18 protein-coding genes and 1 pseudogene are annotated in these 19,484 nt (G+C 64.6%); 14 read left to right on the top strand and 5 right to left on the bottom strand.

The window, feature by feature from the left end; all coding sequences use genetic code 11:
* Window positions 1-127: 127 nt before the first annotated feature.
* Together AAIL67_RS07970 and AAIL67_RS07965 are read right to left on the bottom strand one after the other, a co-directional pair.
* On the bottom strand, window positions 128-1,294 hold the full coding sequence (locus AAIL67_RS07970; RefSeq protein ID WP_034406895.1) for an acyl-CoA dehydrogenase family protein: 1,167 nt from the start codon (window positions 1,292-1,294) through the stop codon (window positions 128-130).
* Window positions 1,295-1,356: 62 nt separating this feature from the next.
* Complete coding sequence (locus AAIL67_RS07965; protein WP_343483723.1) at window positions 1,357-2,259, bottom strand: MaoC family dehydratase N-terminal domain-containing protein; 903 nt, start codon at window positions 2,257-2,259, stop codon at window positions 1,357-1,359.
* A 201-nt stretch (window positions 2,260-2,460) separates the two neighbouring features.
* Between AAIL67_RS07965 and AAIL67_RS07960 the strand changes: the two genes are divergently transcribed.
* The 12 genes from AAIL67_RS07960 to AAIL67_RS07905 all read left to right on the top strand — a co-directional run bounded on the left by AAIL67_RS07960 (window position 2,461) and on the right by AAIL67_RS07905 (window position 15,349).
* Window positions 2,461-3,378 carry an SDR family NAD(P)-dependent oxidoreductase gene (locus tag AAIL67_RS07960; protein WP_343483722.1) on the top strand — a complete coding sequence of 306 codons (918 nt, stop codon included), beginning with the start codon at window positions 2,461-2,463 and terminating at the stop codon, window positions 3,376-3,378.
* Window positions 3,379-3,602: 224 nt separating this feature from the next.
* Window positions 3,603-4,493 carry a MaoC/PaaZ C-terminal domain-containing protein gene (locus AAIL67_RS07955; RefSeq protein ID WP_343483721.1) on the top strand — a complete coding sequence of 297 codons (891 nt, stop codon included), beginning with the start codon at window positions 3,603-3,605 and terminating at the stop codon, window positions 4,491-4,493.
* A 201-nt stretch (window positions 4,494-4,694) separates the two neighbouring features.
* Window positions 4,695-5,492, top strand: a complete 798-nt coding sequence (locus AAIL67_RS07950) for an enoyl-CoA hydratase/isomerase family protein (RefSeq protein ID WP_343483720.1) — start codon at window positions 4,695-4,697, stop codon at window positions 5,490-5,492.
* Window positions 5,489-6,769, top strand: coding sequence for an acetyl-CoA hydrolase/transferase C-terminal domain-containing protein (locus AAIL67_RS07945; RefSeq protein ID WP_343483719.1), 1,281 nt, complete (start codon window positions 5,489-5,491; stop codon window positions 6,767-6,769). The genes AAIL67_RS07950 and AAIL67_RS07945 overlap by 4 nt, the downstream gene beginning before the upstream one ends.
* Before the next feature lie 35 nt (window positions 6,770-6,804).
* Complete coding sequence (locus AAIL67_RS07940; RefSeq protein ID WP_343483718.1) at window positions 6,805-8,013, top strand: acetyl-CoA C-acetyltransferase; 1,209 nt, start codon at window positions 6,805-6,807, stop codon at window positions 8,011-8,013.
* Window positions 8,014-8,250: 237 nt separating this feature from the next.
* Window positions 8,251-9,231 carry a tripartite tricarboxylate transporter substrate binding protein gene (locus AAIL67_RS07935; protein WP_343483717.1) on the top strand — a complete coding sequence of 327 codons (981 nt, stop codon included), beginning with the start codon at window positions 8,251-8,253 and terminating at the stop codon, window positions 9,229-9,231.
* A gap of 2 nt (window positions 9,232-9,233) precedes the next feature.
* A complete protein-coding gene (locus AAIL67_RS07930; protein WP_343483716.1) occupies window positions 9,234-10,745 on the top strand; it encodes a class I adenylate-forming enzyme family protein in 1,512 nt (503 codons plus the stop codon).
* A gap of 37 nt (window positions 10,746-10,782) precedes the next feature.
* Entirely contained in the window at window positions 10,783-11,772 is a 990-nt protein-coding gene (locus AAIL67_RS07925) for a tripartite tricarboxylate transporter substrate-binding protein (RefSeq protein ID WP_343483715.1), read from the top strand.
* Window positions 11,773-11,983: 211 nt separating this feature from the next.
* The gene (locus AAIL67_RS07920) at window positions 11,984-12,373 is read left to right on the top strand and encodes an OB-fold domain-containing protein (protein WP_343483714.1); all 390 of its coding nucleotides are present in this window, start codon (window positions 11,984-11,986) and stop codon (window positions 12,371-12,373) included.
* The gene (locus AAIL67_RS07915; protein ID WP_343483713.1) at window positions 12,370-13,581 is read left to right on the top strand and encodes a thiolase; all 1,212 of its coding nucleotides are present in this window, start codon (window positions 12,370-12,372) and stop codon (window positions 13,579-13,581) included. The genes AAIL67_RS07920 and AAIL67_RS07915 overlap by 4 nt, the downstream gene beginning before the upstream one ends.
* 167 nt (window positions 13,582-13,748) lie before the next feature.
* Entirely contained in the window at window positions 13,749-14,909 is a 1,161-nt protein-coding gene (locus AAIL67_RS07910; RefSeq protein WP_343483712.1) for an acyl-CoA dehydrogenase family protein, read from the top strand.
* Entirely contained in the window at window positions 14,906-15,349 is a 444-nt protein-coding gene (locus AAIL67_RS07905; protein ID WP_343483711.1) for a PaaI family thioesterase, read from the top strand. The genes AAIL67_RS07910 and AAIL67_RS07905 overlap by 4 nt, the downstream gene beginning before the upstream one ends.
* Window positions 15,350-15,449: 100 nt before the next feature.
* Here the strand turns inward: AAIL67_RS07905 and AAIL67_RS07900 are convergent, their stop codons facing one another.
* Complete coding sequence (locus tag AAIL67_RS07900; protein WP_003070474.1) at window positions 15,450-16,373, bottom strand: LysR substrate-binding domain-containing protein; 924 nt, start codon at window positions 16,371-16,373, stop codon at window positions 15,450-15,452.
* A gap of 148 nt (window positions 16,374-16,521) precedes the next feature.
* On the opposite strand from AAIL67_RS07900, the gene AAIL67_RS07895 reads away from it, so the two are divergent.
* Window positions 16,522-17,802 carry a CaiB/BaiF CoA-transferase family protein gene (locus tag AAIL67_RS07895; protein ID WP_343483710.1) on the top strand — a complete coding sequence of 427 codons (1,281 nt, stop codon included), beginning with the start codon at window positions 16,522-16,524 and terminating at the stop codon, window positions 17,800-17,802.
* Between the two features lie 50 nt (window positions 17,803-17,852).
* Here AAIL67_RS07895 and AAIL67_RS07890 read toward each other — a convergent pair.
* Window positions 17,853-18,302 (bottom strand): annotated as a pseudogene (locus tag AAIL67_RS07890) (nitronate monooxygenase); the annotation flags it as partial.
* Window positions 18,303-18,311: 9 nt separating this feature from the next.
* On the opposite strand from AAIL67_RS07890, the gene AAIL67_RS07885 reads away from it, so the two are divergent.
* A complete protein-coding gene (locus tag AAIL67_RS07885) occupies window positions 18,312-18,704 on the top strand; it encodes a LysR substrate-binding domain-containing protein (RefSeq protein WP_343483709.1) in 393 nt (130 codons plus the stop codon).
* Here the strand turns inward: AAIL67_RS07885 and AAIL67_RS07880 are convergent.
* The gene (locus tag AAIL67_RS07880; protein ID WP_343483708.1) at window positions 18,701-19,372 is read right to left on the bottom strand and encodes a Crp/Fnr family transcriptional regulator; all 672 of its coding nucleotides are present in this window, start codon (window positions 19,370-19,372) and stop codon (window positions 18,701-18,703) included. The genes AAIL67_RS07885 and AAIL67_RS07880 overlap by 4 nt on opposite strands.
* Window positions 19,373-19,484: the final 112 nt, after the last annotated feature.

Raw genomic sequence — 19,484 nt, 5'->3', positions numbered from 1 at the left:
ACCTCAGAGACAGCAAGCAAGGGCCTGGGCCGGCCGCGCCGCCCCGCAGCGAGGCTGTCGTCCCCCTGCCCGCGCACAGCGCGAGAGCGGGGGGAAGGCGCGCAGCGCCTCAGGGGGGTGTCGCACATCAAAACGAGCGGGGCAGCCCGAGGATGTGCTCGGCCACATAGGAATAGATCAGGTTGGTGGAGATCGGCGCCACCTGATAGAGGCGGGTTTCGCGGAACTTGCGCTCCACGTCGTACTCGCAGGCAAAGCCGAAGCCACCGTGGAACTGGATGCAGGCATTGGCGGCCTCCCAGCTGGCTTTGGCCGCGAGATACTTGGCCATATTGGCCTGAGCACCCATGGCCTGGTTCGCATCGAACAGCTCGCAGGCCTTCCAGCGCATGAGATTGGCGGCCTCGACCTCGATGAAGGCATCGGCGATCGGGAACTGCACGCCCTGGTTCTGGCCGATGGGACGGCCGAACACCTGGCGGTCCTTCACGTAATTCGTCACACGGTCCAGGAACCAGTAGCCGTCGCCTATGCACTCGGCCGCGATCAGCGTGCGCTCGGCGTTCAGGCCGTCGAGGATGTACTTGAAGCCCTTTCCTTCCTCGCCAATCAGGTTCTCCTCGGGAATTTCCAGATCCTCGAAGAACAGCTCGTTGGTCTCGTGGTTGACCATATTGAGGATGGGGCGCACGGTCATTCCCTTCTTCTCGGCCTCGCGCAGATCGACCATGAAGATGGACATGCCCTCGCTTTTCTTCTTCACTTCTGCCAGCGGCGTGGTGCGCGCCAGCAAGATCATGAAGTCGCTGTGCTGGATGCGGCTGATCCAGACCTTCTGGCCGTTGATCACATAGCGCCCGTCCTTTTTCACGGCGCTAGTCTTGATCTTGGTGGTGTCCGTGCCCGTGGTGGGCTCTGTGACACCCATGGACTGCAGCCGCCATTCGCCCGAGGCGATGCGCGGCAGGTATTTCTCCTTCTGCGCAGGCGAGCCATGGCGCAGCAGTGTGCCCATGTTGTACATCTGGCCGTGGCAGGCGCCCGAGTTGCCGCCGCAGCGGTTGATTTCCTCCATGATGACGCTGGCCTCGGTCAGGCCCAGGCCGCTGCCGCCGTACTCCTGCGGAATCAGCGCGGCCAGCCAGCCTGCCTGCGTGAGCGCGTTGACGAAGGCTTCGGGGTAGACGCGCTGCTCGTCGATCTTGCGGAAATACTCGTCGGGAAACTCCGCACACAGCGCACGGATGGCATCGCGGATCTCGTGGTGGTTATTCGAGCTGGTATGTTCGATCATTTCAAGCCTTTTGGCCTATAACGCTTATCTATCAAGCGCCATAAGCTATGGTTTTTAATTCTTCAGGACACCGTGGCCGTAGCCTGCATGGTGAGAAAGCCTTCGTGGTCCTGAGCCCACAGGTCGATGGTCCTGCCGTCCTCGCGCGGCTTGCCATGCACGCTGAAAGGGTGAAGGTCGAAGGTCGGCCGCAAGGCCTTGAAGTCGAACGTGACCACCTTGGCGCCCTGCAGCTTGCGGCGCAGCAGATCGAGCAGCAGCGTGGCAATCAACGGACCATGCACGATCAGGCCCGGGTAGCCCTCGACCTGGGTCACGTACTGACGGTCGTAGTGGATGCGGTGGCCGTTGAAGGTCAGCGCCGAGTAGCGGAACAGCAGAACGTCATCGGGCACGATGGTGCGCGACCAGGCCGCCCGGCCGGCGAGCGGCGGCTGCTGCGGTGGCGGCACCGGGTCGCCGGGCCTTGCAGCGGCCCGGTAGACGATGTCGTGCTCTTCGACCAGCGCCAGACCGTCCTGGTTCGAGAAACGGTGCTCCACCAGCACAAACAGCAGCTCGCCCGAGCGTCCGGTCTTGTGCTGCACGCTGCGGATGGTGGAGACGCGCTGCATCTCCTGCCCGACGCGTAGCGGATTGTCTGTCTCCCAGCGCAGCCGTCCACCGGCCCACATGCGGCGCGGCAGCGGCACGGGCGGCAGGAAGCCGCCGCGCCGGGGATGCCCGTCGGGGCCGATCTCGCTCTGGCGCGCATGCGGCAGGAAATACAGCCAGTGCCATAGCGCAGGCACGGCTGGGCCATCCTCAGGCGCGGGGTCGTCACGGTCCAGCGTGGCCGACAGCGCCCGCAAGGGAGCGGCGGTGATAAGGTCGAGCGCGGTTTCGCTTTTGCTCTGCCAAGACTGAAGCTGCGCCAGCTTGGCGTCGTCGATGATTGCAGGTTGCGGTTCTGTCATAGCTGCCATGGTCGAGGCAGCGACGCCGTCAGGCAAGCCGCGTTTTTGAAAGCATGTCTTCAGCGCAGCCTAAGGGCGTGACAACCCGTGGTGCGCAACAGCGGCTTTCACGCTGACGAAGTCCGTCCTCGGGATTGGCAAATGGCGTCCGCGCCGGTTTGCCGGCATGCTGGGCTCATCTCTCACGACAACAGCAAAGGACGACAAGCCATGGCCCAGAAGATGATGCAAGACAAGGTCGTAGTGGTGACCGGCGCCGGAGGCGGCATCGGTCGAGACATTGCCTTGGCCATGGCGGCGTCGGGAGCCAGAGTGGTGGTCAACGACATCGGCACATCCACCACCGGCGAAGGCACCGACGCCGGTCCGGCTCAGAAAGTGGTCGACGAGATCAAGGCCGCAGGCGGCCAGGCCGTTGCCAGTACCGACAGCGTTTCTGAAGCGGCCAGTGCCAGCCGCATTGTGCAATGCGCGGTGGACAGCTTTGGTCGCATCGATGGCGTCGTCAACAACGCCGGCATTCTGCGCGACCGCTTCTTCCACAAGATGAGCCTGGAAGAGTGGGACGCCGTCATCAAGGTTCATCTCTACGGCAGCTACTTCATGAGCCGCGCCGCGGCCAACCACTTCAAGGAACAGGAAAGCGGCGCCCTGGTCCACATGACTTCCACCTCCGGCCTGATCGGCAACCTCGGCCAGGCGAACTACAGCGCTGCCAAGCTGGGCCTGACCGCCCTGTCCAAATCCATTGCGTTGGACATGGCCAAGTTCAATGTGCGCTCCAACTGCATCGCGCCCTTTGCCTGGAGCCGCATGATCGGCTCCATCCCCACCGATACCCCCGAGCAACAGGCGCGCGTGGCCAAGATTCAGCAGATGACGCCCAACAAGATCGCGCCGCTGGCGGTCTATCTGCTGTCCGACCAGGCCAGGGATGTGAACGCCCAGGTCTTTGCCGTGCGTAACAACGAGCTGTTTCTGATGAGTCAGCCACGTCCGCTGCGCTCCGTGCATCGCAGCGAAGGCTGGACACCCGAGTTCATTGCCGAGCACGGCATGCCCGCGCTCAAGGCCTCATTTGTACCCATGGATCGCTCGGCCGACGTGTTCAGCTGGGATCCGGTTTGACGGCTTCCCCCTGAGGCGCTGCGCGCCCTCCCCCCAGAGGGACGACAGCCTCGCTGCGGCGCGGCCCTTGCTCGCTGTCTGCTGACATGCGCCGCGCCAGTTTTTTAAGGCCGCCCCCTTAGGAGAGAGAGTGGGGTGAGGAGCCCCTGCAAAGCGAGGCGTTCGCCAAATGCGCCGAGTCACAACCACTGCCCCCACAGCGAATCACACCGAGGAGCCTGTACATGGCCATTGACTACCACCACCTCAAGGCGCGCCACTTCAAGCCTGTGCGCCAGCAGTACAGCGCACGCGACAGCATGTTGTATGCGCTCAGCCTGGGTCTGGGCAACGACCCGCTGGATCACAGCGCCCTGAACTATGTGTATGAGGGCAAGGACGGCCAGGGCCTGCTCACCTTGCCTTCTCAGGCCGTGGTCCTGGGTTACCCCGGCTTCTGGGCGCGCGAGCCAGACACCGGCATCGACTGGGTCAGGCTGCTGCATGGTGAACAGCGCATGCGGCTGCACCGACCGCTGCCAGCTGCCGCTCAGGTCGTGGGCCACAACCGGGTCACCCATCTGACAGACAAGGGCGAAGGCAAGGGCTGCATCATGGTGACGGAGCGCCGCCTGGAAACCACCGACGGCACGCTGCTGGCCACCGTACAGCAGGTATCTTTTCTGCGCGGTGATGGGGGCTTCAGCCAGACCGGGCAGCCCACGGACACCCCGCTGCCCGCGCTGCAATCCACACCGGAAGACAATGCACCGCACTTCACTGACATCCAGGCAACCCGCCCCGAGGCCGCGCTGCTCTACCGCCTCTGCGGCGACTACAACCCTCTGCATGCAGACCCCGCAGTCGCCACGGCCGCGGGCTTTGAGCGTCCCATTCTTCATGGCCTGGCCAGCTATGGACTGGTCACCCGTGCCCTGTTGCGCCAGTGTGCGGGCGGCGATGCCTCACGCTTTCGGGCACTGGATATCCGTTTTGCCTCGCCGATTTTTCCCGGCGAAACCCTGGTCACCGAAATCTGGCGCGTGCCTGGCAGCCAGACGCATTACCAGTTGCGTGCCAAGGTGCAGGAACGCGACAAGCTGGTGCTAAGCCATGGTTTTGCGGAGCTGGTGTGATACCCCCTTAGGCGCGTTGAGCCTTCCCCGCATCGCGGCGCTCGCAGGCAGGGGATGCGGGCCCCTTGTACGAAGCTCTGACCCGGGTCACGCCGACTCTGGGCTTTGCACCAACGGTTTGTCTCCCTCTGCCGAGAAGAGGTGTGAGGAACTGCCCAGCCTGCACATTCCGTTCTTTCCTCTCCTTGACTGGTACCAACCATGAACACTCCTGCCGTATTGACCGCCGTGGAAAACGGTGTGGGAACCATTAGCCTCAACCGCCCCGAAGCACGCAACGCCCTGAGCCTGGAAGTGCGCGACGGTCTGGCCCGAGCCGTGGTCCAGATGCGCGACGACGCGAATGTGCACACCGTGATTCTCACCGGCGCTGGCGGCGCCTTCTGTTCGGGCGGCGACATCGGTCTGATGATGAACAGCCGGCAAGACGGCGTGGCTCACCGGGAGCGTATGCGCGCCTTGCACCAATGGTTTGCCGAGTTGGTGAACATGGAAAAGCCGGTGATTGCCGCCGTCGATGGCGCGGCCTTTGGTGCCGGACTGAGCCTGGCCCTGGCTGCCGACTTTGTGCTTGCCACACGCTGCTCCAAGTTCTGCGCCGTCTTCGGTCGCATCGGCCTGGTGCCAGACCTGGGCGCCATGCAGCTGCTGCCACGCATCGTGGGTCTGCAAAAAGCCAAGGAGCTGGTGTTCACCGCACGCACCGTGGCTGCGGATGAGGCCAAGGCTCTGGGCATGGTCTACGACCTCGTCGAAGACGCTGCGGCATTGCAGCTGGCCGCCAAGCAAATGGCCGCCCGTTTTGCGGACGCATCGACGACGGCCATCGGTATGGCCAAGAACATCATGAACCAGTCCTTCGAGCTGAACGCCCATGCCATGGCAGAGCTGGAAGCCAGTGCACAAGCCATTTGCCGCGGCTCCGACTACCACCTGGACGCAGTGCACCGCTTCAAGGACAAGCAAGCACTGCGCTTTGACTGGGATCGCAAGGAATGAGCACGATTGCTGCGCGACTGCAAGCCTTGCTGCGTCCCGGCGACACCTTGTGGTGGGGTCAGGCCACGGCCGAGCCGCTGACCTTGACCCGCACCTTGGTGCAGCACCGTCATTCGCTGGCGCAAGGTGGTCGGTTGCAGGTGTTTGTGGGCCTGGGCCTGTCGGACACCCTGCAACCCGCACATGCAGATGTGCTGGATTTTCTGGGCTATGCCGCCAGCGGCCCCCACCGCGCGCTGGCCCAGGCCGGCGTGCTGGACATCATTCCCTCGCACTACTCGCAGCTACCGACACTAATGGCACAGGGCCATATCCCGGCCGATGTGGTGTTGCTTCAGGTCTCGCCGCCCGATGCACAGGGCCGTCACAGCCTGGGTCAGGTGCGCGAATACCTGCCCGCCGCCATGGAGCGCGCCCGTGTCATCGTGGGCGAAGTCCACCGCGATGTACCGTGGACCGCAGGTGGCCCCTATCTGCAAGCTGGCGACTTCGATCTGCTCATCGATTCCGACGCCGACTTGCTCGACATGGCCCGCACGGAGCCGGGCACCGTAGAGCAGGCGATTGCTGCCCATATTGCCGGTCTGGTTGAGGATGGCAGCTGCCTGCAGCTGGGCGTGGGCAATCTGCCCGAGGCCGTGCTGACCGCACTGCACCGGCACAAGGACCTGGGCCTGCATAGCGGCGCCATCGGCGACGGGGTGGTCGCCCTGGCAGAGGCCGGCGTGCTGACCCATGCGCGCAAGAGCGTAGATCCCGGCGTCGGCACCGCAGGCGTGCTGCTGGGCGGGGCAGGTCTGCGCCAATGGGCCCATTGCAACCCACGGCTGCAAATGCGCGACACCGCTTACACCCACCACCCCGAAGTCCTGGCAGCCATGGACAAGCTGGTGGCCATCAATTCCGCCATTGAAGTGGATCTGACCGGTCAGATCAATGCCGAGGTGGCCGGCGGCATCTATATGGGCGCCGTCGGCGGCGCCGTGGATTTTCTGCGCGGTGCTGCCCGCAGCAAAGGCGGCCTGCCGATTCTGGCCCTGCCCTCCACCGCCAAGACACACAGCCGCATCGTGCCCCGGCTTTGCGGACCGGTAAGCACGCCGCGCGCCGATGCCGGACTGATCGTCACCGAGCACGGCGTGGCCGACCTGCGCGGCCAACCGCTGTCCCGGCGCGTGCGCCGCCTGATCGACATTGCCGCACCGCAACACCGAGAACATCTGGAACAGCAGGCCCATGGTCTGCTGCGCCAGTGCGGAGCAGCTTTCCCTTGCTGAGCCGCTTTCCCATCACCACCACAAGGAGCCCCACCATGCGCCGCGCCGCCATTGTTTCCCCGCTTCGCACCCCCGTCGGTACTTTCGGAGGCAGCCTGCGCCCCGTCCCCGTGGAGGAGCTGGCTGCCACCACGGTGCGCGCCGTGGTAGAGCGCAGCGGCATAGACCCCGCCCGCATCGATGATGTGGTGTTCGCCCAGTCGTATGCCAGCAGCGAGACCCCTTGCGTGGGCCGCTGGGCCGCCTTGCAGGCCGGCCTGCCGGTGGAGGTGCCGGGCATGCAGCTGGACCGCCGCTGCGGCGGTGGCCTGCAGGCCGTTGCCACGGCCGCCATGATGGTGCAAAGCGGCGCGGCCGACGTGGTGATTGCCGGCGGCGTGGAGAGCATGAGCAACATCGAGTACTACAGCCCCGACATGCGCTGGGGCGCGCGCTCGGGCAATGTGCGCATGTACGACCGCCTGGATCGCGGCCGTGAGCGCTCGCAGCCCGTGGAGCGCTTTGGCAAGATCTCGGGAATGATCGAGACGGCCGAGAACCTGGCCCGCGACTACGGCATCAGCCGCGATGCGGCCGACGCCTTTGCCATGCGCAGCCACCAGCGTGCCGCCGATGCCTGGGCCGCTGGTCGCTTTCACCACGAAGTCGTTCCCGTGAGCGTGCCCCAGCGCAAGGGCGCGCCTCTGCTGTTCAGCCAGGACGAGGGCTTTCGCGCCGCCACCACCATGGACAGTCTGGCCAGCTTGCGCGTGCTGATGCCGGGCGGCACGGTGACGGCGGGCAACGCCAGCCAGCAAAACGATGCTTCGGCGGCCTGCCTGATCGTGGCCGAGGACAAGCTGGCCGAACTGGGCCTGACGCCCATGGCCGCCCTGGTGGGGTGGGCGGCAGCGGGCTGCGAGCCTTCGCACATGGGCATAGGCCCCGTTGCGGCCGTTAAGAAGCTGCTGGCACGCCTGCACCTCACACTGGACGATATGGATCTGGTGGAGCTCAATGAGGCGTTTGCCTGCCAGGTTCTGGCCGTGCTCAAAGGCTGGGAATGGCATGACCAGGCGGCCATCGAGCACAAGCTGAACGTGAATGGCTCCGGCATCTCGCTGGGCCACCCCATTGGGGCCACCGGCGTGCGCATTCTGGCCACGCTGCTGCACGAACTTGAACGGCGCAAAGGCCGCTATGGCCTGGAGACCATGTGCATCGGTGGCGGCCAGGGCATTGCCGCCGTTTTCGAGCGTTACTGAACACCGTCTCCTCGGTTGTGCTTGCCACCGGCAGTCTTGGCCGGTGGCTTTTTTGCGTGGCTGTGCAGGGATAGCTCAGGGTTACTACCCCATAAAAACGCGCAAAGCCCGGGTTTGCAAAATGCAGATTCCCATAGGCAACAGGCTCGCCCACCATGACATCTTGTCGGTAAACCAGGCCCGATATGCATGACCTTCATGCATACCCACAAGGGCCCCATCACCAGGAGACAAGACATGCACACCTGCACACGTCGCAACGTTCTACTGTCCGCGTTGGCGCTGAGCGCGGCCACCACGGCCATGGCCCAGATCAGTGCCAGCAGCGCCCCTGTTCGCCTGCTGGTCGGCTACTCGGCCGGCGGCCCTGTGGACCAGGGCGCCCGCCTGTTTGCACAAGCGCTTTCCAAGGAGCTGGGCAGCCCGGTCACCGTGGAGAACAAGACCGGCGCCAATGCCACGCTGGCCGGCAGCGAGGTGATGCGCGCCAAACCCGACGGCAAGACCCTCTGGTTTGCGGCCAGCCCCACCATCACCATCAGCCCCAATGTGATGAAGCAGATGCAGTTCGATCCGGCCAAGGATCTGAGCGCACTGGCCCCCGTGCTGAGCTACTACAACGTGCTGGTGATCAACAACAACGAGCCCTACAAGAACGCAGCCGAGCTGGTCAGCTACGCCAAGGCCCATCCCCAGAAGCTCAGCTATGGCTCGGCAGGCATCGGCGGCTCCAACCATCTCGGCGCCCTGCTGTTCGCCACGCGCAGCGGCATCGAGATGAATCATGTGCCCTACAAAGGCAATGCTCCGGCCATGAACGATGTGATCGGCGGCCAGATCAGCATGATGATGGACATCATCAGCACCGCCAGCACCTATATCCACAGCCACAAGGTACGGGCCGTGGCGGTGACCTCGCCCAGGCGCAACCCCTCTCTGCCCGATGTGCCGACCTTTGCCGAATCCGGCATCGAGGGCCTCAAGGGCTTTGACGTGGGCGGCTGGTATGGAGTCTACGGACCCAAGGGCATGTCGCCGGAGCTGGTGCAGCAGATGAACAAAGCCATCAATGCCGCACTGGGCCAGCCCGAGCTGAAAAAGCGCTACGCAGAGCTGGGCTATGACGAATGGACCGGCTCTGCCCAGACGCTGGCCGACCGCGCCGCCAAGGAGCGCGCCATGTGGGCCGCCGTGACCCATGGCATCGAGATCAACTGACCATGACTGCACGCATCCACCATTTGCTGGAACGCAGCCTGGAGCAGGGAGCCGATGCCCCTTTCATCCTGCTGCCCGATCGCAGCCTCAGTTTTGGAGACATCTCCCGCCTGGCCGATCAAGCCGAAAAGGAGTTGCGCAGCCTGCAGGTACGCCCCGGCGACCGCGTGATGGTCGTGGCCGAGAACTGCCCCGAACACGCAGCGCTAATCTTTGCCTGCAGCCGCATAGGCGCCTGGTCTTGCGGCGTCAACGCGCGCATGGCGCCGGCCGAAATCGATGCCTTCGCCGAACGTGCCGATGCGCGCACCGTGTACTTCACGGCCAGCGCTTCTGCCAGCGCACAAGCACATGCCCGGCGCTACCAGGCCGTGCCCAGCTGTCTGCCAGGCATGGCCTACAGCCCGATCAGGGCGGACAGCCTCAGTGAAACCGGGCCGCTGCAATCCGAGGTAGCTGGCCTGATCTTCACTTCGGGTACCACCGGCCAGCCCAAGGGAGTGATGCTGGGCCATGATGCGCTGTGCCATTTTGCGCAGCAGTCTGCGGCCTCGCGTGCGCTGTCCTCGGCTGACCGCTGCTATGCCTTCGTACCCATGACGCACATCTTTGGCCTGGCCACCGTCATGCTCACGGCCTTGCATGCGCGGGCCCAGCTGGTAATGCGCCCCCAGTTCGACCCGGCCGATCTGCTGGATGCACTCGAACACCATGGAGTTTCGCAACTGCAAGGTCCGCCCGCACTGTTCTCTCGTCTGTTGGCCTACCTGCAGGAACAAGGCCTAGATCAGATCAAGGCTCCGGCGCTGCGCTTTGTCTATACCGGTGCCGGCCCTCTCGATATGGCGCTCAAGGAACGTGTGGAAAACCTCTTCGGTCAGGCCCTGCACCATGGCTACGGCCTGTCGGAATACGCGGGCTCGGTCCACATCACCCGCATGCGCGAGTGGCGCAAGGACACCAGCGCTGGCTATGCCGTGGCCGAAGCCGAAGTACAGGTGACCGACCCAGCCACCGGCCAGGCCTTGCCATGCGGAGAGCGCGGAGAGCTGTGGGTGCGCGGCCGCGGTCTGATGCCCGGCTATTTCCGCGACCCGCAAGCCACTGCGGCAGCCATGCGCCCCGGAGGCTGGTACGCCAGCGGCGACCTGGGCGAGCTGAGTTCAGACGGCGCTCTGTGGGTGGTGGGCCGCCTGAAGGAAATGATCATTCGCTCCGGCTTCAACGTCTATCCCGCAGAGGTCGAGACCGCACTCAATGCACATCCCAGCATCGAGCGCTCGGCCGTGGTGGGGCGCAAGGAGGCCGATGGCAATGAACAGGTGATTGCCTTCGTGGAACTGCGCCCTGGTTGCCAGCTGGATATCCCGGCCCTGCAAGCCCATTTGCGCGAACGCCTGGCGCCCTACAAACGCCCATCCCGCATCGAGACGGTGGCAGCGCTGCCCACCAACCCCAACGGAAAAATCGTCAAGCGCCTGCTGCATGCCCAGGCCGAATCCCTTCCCATGTGAGGCCCGGCCTCCGCCAAGATCCAGTGAGACATCCTCCATGCCATCCCACGCCGTTTCCCTGAACCGCCGCCATCTGCTCGCAGCGGCCGTGCTCAGCTCCCTGGGCAATGCCTCCTGGTCCCAGCCCAGCCACTGGCCAGTCAAGGCCGTGAAATTCACCGTGCCTTTTCCTCCCGGCGGCCCGGTGGACACCACGGCGCGCATCTTCACGCAAAAGCTGACCACGATGTGGAACCAGGCCGCCATCATCGACAACCGCGCCGGCGCGGGCGGCGTGGTCGGTGCCGCAGCAGCAGCCAAGGATCCCGCCGATGGCTACAACTTCTTTGTCGGCTCCATCCACCATGCAGTGAATCCCTGGCTGATGGGCAAGCTGTCCTATGACATCGAAAAGGACTTTGTCCCCGTCAGCTTTGCCGCGCTGTTCCCGGTCTTTCTGGTGGCCCATCCCTCCGTGCCGGCGAACAATGTCAAAGAGCTGATAGCCCTGTCCCAAAAAGGCACGGTGCTCAGCTATGGCTCCTCCGGCAATGGCGGCGGCACCCACCTGGCCGGCGAACTCTTCAACATGGAAGCCGGCACCCAGCTGCAGCACATTCCCTACAAGGGCAGTGCACCGGCCATGACCGACTTGCTGGGCGGGCAGATCCAGTTGATGTTTGCCGATGCCCCCTCGGCCCTGCAACACATCAGGACAGGCCGTATCAAGGTGCTGGGCGTGGCCAGCAAGAGGCGCTCGGACATGCTGCCTCAGGTGCCGACGATTGCCGAATCCGGCGGTCTGCCGAACTATGAAGCCTATTCATGGGCAGCGCTGTTTGCACCAACCAAGACGCCGGAAGCAGTGCTGGCCAAGCTGAACGCCGACTTCAACCTGGCCCTGAGCGACCCTGCCGTCAGGACCCGTCTGCTGGAGGCCGGCGCCGAAAGCGATCCTGGCACGCCCGAAGAGATGCGCCAGCGTCTGAAAGGCGAGCTCCGGAAATGGCAGAAGGTGATACAGACCGCAGGCATCAAGGCCGGCTGATCTTCTGTTTCACCGCGCAGCCATGGTTCCGGGGGAAACCAGCATGCCCGAGGTGCGTCTGTCGCTTGCGCGCCATGCCCGGTCGCAGTTCCGCGGCACTCCCGGATGCGGCGCCATATTCCGTGAAGACGGTGTTTCAGATTCACGAATTGAGACCGGGGCGCGATGCAGGCATGCTGACCTCAAAACAAGGAAACCCGGAGCCTCACCCATGCACTTAAGCGCGCAGACCCATTACCAAGCCGAACTGGATGCCGGCCGATTTGCCATCCAGCAATGCACGTCCTGCCAGCAACATGTGTTCCCCCCCCGTGAGCTGTGCCCGCACTGCGGCGCCAGCCCGCTGCGCTGGGTACGCCCCAGCGGCCAGGGCACGGTCTACTCCACCACCACCATCACCCGCAAAGCCGAAGCCGGTGGCGACTACAACGTGGCACTGATCGATCTGGATGAAGACGTGCGCATGATGAGCCGCATCGAAGGCATTGCACCCGAACGCGTGCAGATCGGCATGCGGGTCACTGCCCAGACGATCCAGCACAACGGCAAGGGACTGGTTGTATTCCACCCCGCCGTCAATGCACCAGGAGAGGTCGCATGAGCGTTTCTCTGCCTTCATCCAGCCTGGATGCCGCAACCGTGAATCGTGCCCTGCGCGGCAAAGTGGCCATTGCCGGCGCTGCCACCTATGGCTGCGGCGAAGCCCCCGGCATGGACGATATGACGCTACTGGTACGTGCTGCCCACGCGGCCGTGGCCGATGCCGGCCTGACCATGCAGGACATCGACGGCCTTGCCACCTGCAGCGTCACCGCCAGCATGTGGGCCATGCCGGTGATCGAACATCTGGGCATCAATCCCAGCTACATCGACGGCACCATGCTGGGCGGCAGCAGCTTCGTGGCCCATTTGCTGCCCGCCATGCGCGCGCTGGAAGCCGGCCAGTGCAAAGCCGTGCTGATCTGCTACGGCAGCGCCCAGCGCTCCGGTTCCGCAGGCCGCAAGGACATCGTTGCCGCGCGCCGCACCATGGACCCTCAGCCTTATGAACACCCTTACGAGCCGCTGCTGCCGGCCTCGGCCTATGCGCTGGCCGCCCAGCGCCATATGCACCAGTACGGCACCACGCGCGAGCAGCTGGCCGAGGTGGCGGTAGCAGCCCGTGCCTGGGCCCAGCTCAACCCCGAAGCCTTTATGCGCGACCCGCTCACCATCGACGATGTGCTTAAGGCGCGCATGGTCTCCAGTCCCCTGGGCGTGCGCGACTGCTGTCTGGTTACCGACGGTGCCGGCGCCATCGTGCTCACCCGCGCAGACCGTGCCAAAGATCTGGCACAGCCCCCCGTCTACATCCTGGGCAATGCCACGGTCTGCTGGAACCGCCAGATCTCCTGCATGCCCGATCTGACCGTGACCTCGGCCACCCAATCCGGCCGGCAGGCCTTTGCCATGGCGGGGCTGACGCCAGCCGACATGGACATGGCCCAGCTGTATGACGCTTTCACCATCAACACCATCCTGTTTCTCGAAGACCTGGGCTTTTGCCGCAAGGGCGAGGGCGGTTCCTTTGTGCAAGGCGGCGCCATCGCCCCCGGCGGTCGTCTCGCCGTGAACACCAATGGAGGCGGTCTGTCCTGCGTCCACCCGGGCATGTATGGCGTGTTCCTGCTGATCGAGGCTGTGCGCCAGCTGCGCGGTCAGGCCGGCCTGCGGCAGCTGGAACGCCACCGCACGGCCGTGGTCCATGGCAATGGCGGCACGCTGTCCAGCCAGGCCACGGCGGTTCTGGGAACCGCGCAGGCACTCTAAGCCCAGGCCGCTACGCGTCATCCCTGGCAAGGCGCCCGCTTTTCGGTGCAGGCCAGCCTCCGCGTGAAGCCGCACCGGCCTCTACCTCACGAACGGTAGCTGCTGAGTGGTTCTTGAAGAAGCTACCCATCAGGCAAGACATAGCCACGAGACAAGGAATAAATCACATGATTCGCGATCCCGAAACCCTTGAAGCCCTGCTCGACAGCGTGCGCCGCTTTGTGCGCGAGCGTCTGGTTCCTGCCGAGAACGAAGTGGCCGACACCGACGAGATCCCCGCCACCATCGTGCAGGAGATGCGCGATCTGGGCCTCTTCGGTCTGACCATTCCCGAGCGCTTCGGGGGTCTGGAGCTGACCATGGAAGAAGAAGTCCGCGTGCTGCTGGAGCTGTGCCAGACTGCACCGGCATTTCGCTCCGTCATCGGCACCACCGTCGGCATTGGCTCACAAGGCATTCTGATGGACGGCACGCCCGAGCAGCAGGCGCAGTGGCTGCCCAGGCTTGCCACCGGCGAGGTGATTGCTTCGTTCGCGCTGACCGAGCCCGAAGCCGGCTCGGACGCGGCATCGCTGCGCACCACGGCGGTCAAGAACGGCGACCACTACATCGTCAACGGCACCAAGCGCTTCATCACCAATGCGCCGCACGCGGGCATGTTCACGCTGATGGCCCGCACCAACCCCGAGGACAAGAGCGCGGGTGGTGTGTCCTCCTTCATCGTCGACGCCAGGTCTGCGGGTATCAGCTTCGGAAAATACGACAAGAAAATGGGCCAACGCGGCGCCCACACCTGCGACGTGATCTTTGACAACGTCAAGGTGCCGGCCGCCAATCTGATCGGCCTGCAGGAAGGCAAGGGTTTCAAGACTGCCATGAAGGTGCTTGAAAAAGGCCGCATCCACATTGCCGCCGTGGCCGTGGGCTGCGCCAAGCGCATTCTGCGCGATGCCCTGCAGTACGCGCTGGAGCGCAAGCAGTTCGGCCAGGCGATCTGTGACTTTCAGCTGGTGCAGGCCATGCTGGCCGACAGCCAGGCCGAGCTGTACGCGGCCGAATGCATGACGATCGATGCAGCCCGCCGCCGTGACGACGGCAGCAATGTGTCGACCGAGGCCTCCTGCGCCAAGATGTTCGCCACCGAGATGTGCGGCCGCGTGGCCGACCGCGCGGTGCAGATCCTGGGCGGATCGGGCTATATGTCCGAATACGGCATCGAGCGCTTCTACCGCGATGTGCGCCTGTTCCGGCTGTACGAAGGCACGACGCAGATTCAGCAGATCATCATTGCCCGCAACATGGTGCGCGAAGCCCGCGCCAACGCATGAGCGTCATCACCCCGCCGACAACAAGGCCTGTGGAATTCGGCCATGAGCGCAGCGCTTTCATGCGCCTGCTGGGCGCCTGCCAGGTGGCAGATGCGCCCCCCGGCATGGTGCAGATACGACTGCCCGAGTTGCGAGAGGAGCTGCTCAACCAGCTGCCTGCCGCTCATGGCGGCGTGCTGATGAGCCTGCTGGATTCGGTGATGTCGCGCGCCGCCAGCGCGCTGCCCCAGGCGCCGTCGCAGACCGCCGTGACGGTGGAGATGAGCAGCCGCTTTCACCGTCCCGGTCGCGGCGGTTTGCTGGCCGAGGGCTGGGTGGTGCAAGCCAGCCGCAGCCTGTGCAGCTGCGCCGCCAGGATCACCGACGCACAAGGCACACTGGTGGCTACCGCCCAGGGCACGTTCAAGTACTGGAAGGCCCCCACCAGACTGGAAAAGTGAGCAGCTTCCGCTCATGGGGTCACGTTTTTAGGCTTGAATCACCTTGAAATCGATACTCCACGTACGCAATGCGCTCTCGTTCTAGAAAGTGCTTGCGCTCCTAGAGCAGCTTGCCGGTATCGGACGTTCCTGCGGCATCGATCACCAGCAGCTGCACCAGTTCCTTGGCAAAACTGGGCAACGCATCCAGGCTGCGCATGCAGATCTGCATATCGCGTAGCGACCAGGCATCCGACAGCGGCACGATGGCGATGTTCATGACCGCCGCATGGCGGCTGGCCGCCGACTCCGGCAGCACGCCCACGCCCACGCCGGACTCGATCATTCGGCAAGCCGTCTCGAAGTTGCCGACCTGGATGCGCTGCTTGATGGGCTTGTGCAGATGGTCCGAGGCCTGACGCAGAAAAGCATGGATGGCGCTGGACTCGTGCAGGCCCACATAGTCCAGATCCAACGTGTCGGAAAACGCCAGCTGCATCTCCCCATCTAGCGCATGCCCCTTGGGCACCACCAACACCAGCCTGTCCTTGCGATAGGGCAGGGTTTCCAGGTTCTCTGTACGCACCAGACCGGCCACGATGCCGATGTCGGTCTGCCCTTCGGTCACCGCGCGCACGATGTCGTGGGACAGGCGCTCGCGCAGATCCACATTCACATCCGGATTGCGGCCCAGAAACTCGCGCAATACCGGCGGCAGGAATTCGCTCAGCGAGGTGGTGTTGGCATACACGCGCAAATGGCCCTTGATGCCACGCACGTACTCCTGCATGTCACCACGCAGATGCTCGATCTGGCTGAGCACCATGCGCGCATGGGTCACAAACGCCTGGCCGGGCGGCGTCAGGGTCACGCCCTGGCTGGTGCGGTAGAGCAGCTTGGTGCCGATGCTGTCTTCCAGGTTCTTGATGCGCGTGCTGGCAGCCGGCAGCGAAATGCACGAGAGCTCGGCGCCACGAGTCATGCTGTTGGCCTCCGCGATATGGGTCATCAAGCGCAGGTCTACGAGGTCAAAGTGCATGGACATGGCCCATTGTAAGAACGCCGCCAGCTGGCTGGCTGTCGCGTATTGGCGTGACCGGCCCGGATAAACCCGGCTTTCAGAAATGCGAAGCACGCAGCAGACCAGTCTGCCTACGATGGCTGCCAGCCCTCTATTCGGACCCGATCTCTTCATGACTGCTGCAGCTGTTTCCTCCGCCACTGCCCGCACAGGTGCCCTGAGCCATCTGCGCGTGCTCGATCTCTCACGCGTGCTCGCCGGCCCCTGGTGCACACAGAATCTGGCCGATATGGGCGCCGACGTGATCAAGATCGAAAAGCCCGGCGAGGGCGATGACACCCGCCACTGGGGCCCGCCCTTTTTTGCAGATGCACAGGGCGACGCCTCTGCCCACGCCTGCTACTTTGCGGCCTGCAACCGCAACAAGCGCTCGGTCACGGTCGACATGGCAACCCCGGAAGGCCAAGCCATCATCCGCGAGCTGGCCAAGGACAGCGACATCGTTGTCGAGAACTTCAAGACCGGCGGCCTGCAGCGCTACGGCCTGGACTACGCCAGCCTCGCGGCCCTCAATCCTCGTTTGATCTACTGCTCGGTCACCGGCTTCGGCCATACCGGGCCCTATGCGCCGCGCGCAGGATATGACCTGCTGATCCAGGCCATGAGCGGCCTGATGAGCATCACCGGCCGCGCGGACAGCGAGCCCGGCAGCGGCCCCTTGCGCGTGGGTGTGGCCGTGATCGATCTGTTCACCGGCATGTATGCCACCAGCGCCATTCTGAGCGCGCTGGAAGCACGACACCATACGGGCCGAGGCCAGCATATCGATATGGCGCTGCTGGACGTGGCCATGGCAGTGCTGGCCAACCAAGGCACAGGTTTCCTGAACACCGGCAGCATTCCGGGCCGCCAGGGCAACACCCACCCCAGCGTGGTTCCCTACCAGGACTTTCCCACGGCCGACGGCAATATGCTGCTGGCGATAGGCAACGACGGCCAGTTCGCACGCTTTTGCGAAGCGGCCGGCGTGGCCTGGCACCAGGACGCACGTTTCACCACGAACGCGGGCCGGGTCATTCACCGCGTGGAGATGGTGGACATGATGTCCGAGCTGACCCTCAGCCGCAGCACGGCCGACTGGATCGCACTGCTGGAAGCCCGCGCCGTGCCCTGCGGCCCCATCAACAACATCCGTGAGGCCTTTGAAGACCCCCATGTGCAGGCACGTGGCCTGCTCATCACGCAGCAGCGCTACCCGGATGGACAGCTTCCGCAGGGCGAATGCATCAACCAGGTAGCCACCACGGCCAGCCCTCTGCGCCTGTCCGACACTCCGGCCACGCTGCGTTATGCGCCTCCAGCCCTGGGCCAGCACACCGAGGAGGTGTTGCGTGAAAGACTGCAGCTCGACGCTGCGCAACTGCAGGCGCTGCGCGACAAACAAGTAGTCTAGCTTCGAAAGACCGCTCCATGCCTTGTTGGGAGGCCCTCGCCTGATCCAGGCTAGGCCGAAGTCGCCGCGCCCAGCTCCTGCGCCAGCGTACGCACGAGTTCGGCGACAGGCATGGCGCGAGCCAGCGGTGCGCCCTGGCCGGCCCAGTGCGCGGCATAGTCGCTGCTGCCTTGCGCGCTGGCGGCCTGGTGCAGCGCCTTGCCCGCGTCATACACCATGGGATAGGCGGGCAGTGCTCCCGCATAGTCCCGCCCCAGCTGGTGCAGACGGTTGAACATGCCGCGCGCAGGGCGTCCGGAAATGGCGGCGGTGATGGCGGTGTGCTGCGCGCTGTCGCTTTGCAGCTCGGTGCGGTAGGCCTGGCTGGCTGCGGATTCGGGACAGAGGATGAAGGCCGTGCCCATCTGCACGGCACAGGCTCCCAGCTGCAGGGCTGCGGCAATGCCTGCACCGTCCATGATGCTGCCTGCGGCGACCACGGGCAGTCGGGACTCGCGCGCTGGGCAGACATGAGCAGCGTGGCCTTTGCCGATGTGCTGCACGAGCGCTTTGTGGGCATGCACCGTGGCAGCACTCTGCAGACTTTTCTGGAACGGCTGAGCCAGCAACTGGGCACCACGCTGAAGCTGCGCATACAGCTGTCCAGCTTCGACTCGATGTGTCGCATGGTCGCGGCAGGCGTGGGCGTGGCCGTGGTGCCCGAGACCGTGGCCCAGCGCTACCGCGGCCTGCCGCGCGTCTGCCGCGTGCCGCTGACCGACGCCTGGGCAGTGCGCCCCCGCTATATGTTGGTGCGCGAGGAGCAGCAGGTATCGGCCCAGCTGCAGGAACTGATGGACGCCATCGCTGCCTACCATGAGCACGGCGAGAGCAACGTGACGCAGAGCGAATCTGGCCGCTAGAACGACGCAGCTGCGAGCACGCGTGATCGCAGCCGCGGCAGGTCGATGACGGTGATGCCGCCGTATTCGATCTCTATCTGGCCGGCCGCCGCCAGGCGCCGCAGCGCTGCGTTGCAGCGCTGGCGCGACAGGCCAGAGAGGTTGGCGATCTCCTCCTGGGACACCCGCAGGCGCGGGTCGCTTCCCGGATGCAGCCAGGGGTGGAACAGGCCTACCAGTGCACGCGCCACCTGACTGTCGGTATCGAGCAGATGGTGGGCCGCAAAGTTGCCCAGGAACCAGTGCATGCGCTCGTTGATCTGACGCAGCAAAAAGGCTTCGAAGCTGCGCTCGCTGCCGCGCAGCCATTCAAAGACCTCGGCAGGCATCAAGGCCACGCGGCTGTCTCGCAGAGCGATCACGTCCGCCGTGCGCGCCACTCCGCGCAGCACCGTTCCCTCGCCGAACCAGCTGCCCACCGACAGACCTCCCAGCGTGACCGAGCGACCGTCGGCGCTGCTCACCGACCATTTGAGCAGCCCTTCGATGGCGCCATACCAGTGCCGAGGCGCATCTCCCATACGGCACAGCGCAGTGCCCGCGGGCAGGTCCACCTCGCGCATCTCGGCACGCACGCGTTCGCGCACGGCAACGTCGAGCGCGGGAAACCAGGCCGAGCCAGACAGCAATTCATCGAGGGTGGGACGGGCCGCGGCCGTTGAGCGGTGATGGCGGGCGATGGTGAAGCTCCTTGCGTACTTACCCCGAGGTCAAATGTCATCGCAACGACTGATTCGTGCA

The organism is Comamonas sp. A7-5, assembly GCF_039581385.1.
Classification (GTDB): domain Bacteria; phylum Pseudomonadota; class Gammaproteobacteria; order Burkholderiales; family Burkholderiaceae_C; genus Comamonas; species Comamonas thiooxydans.
Note: the sequence above shows the minus strand (reverse complement) of the source record. Positions and strands in the feature narration are given on the sequence as shown.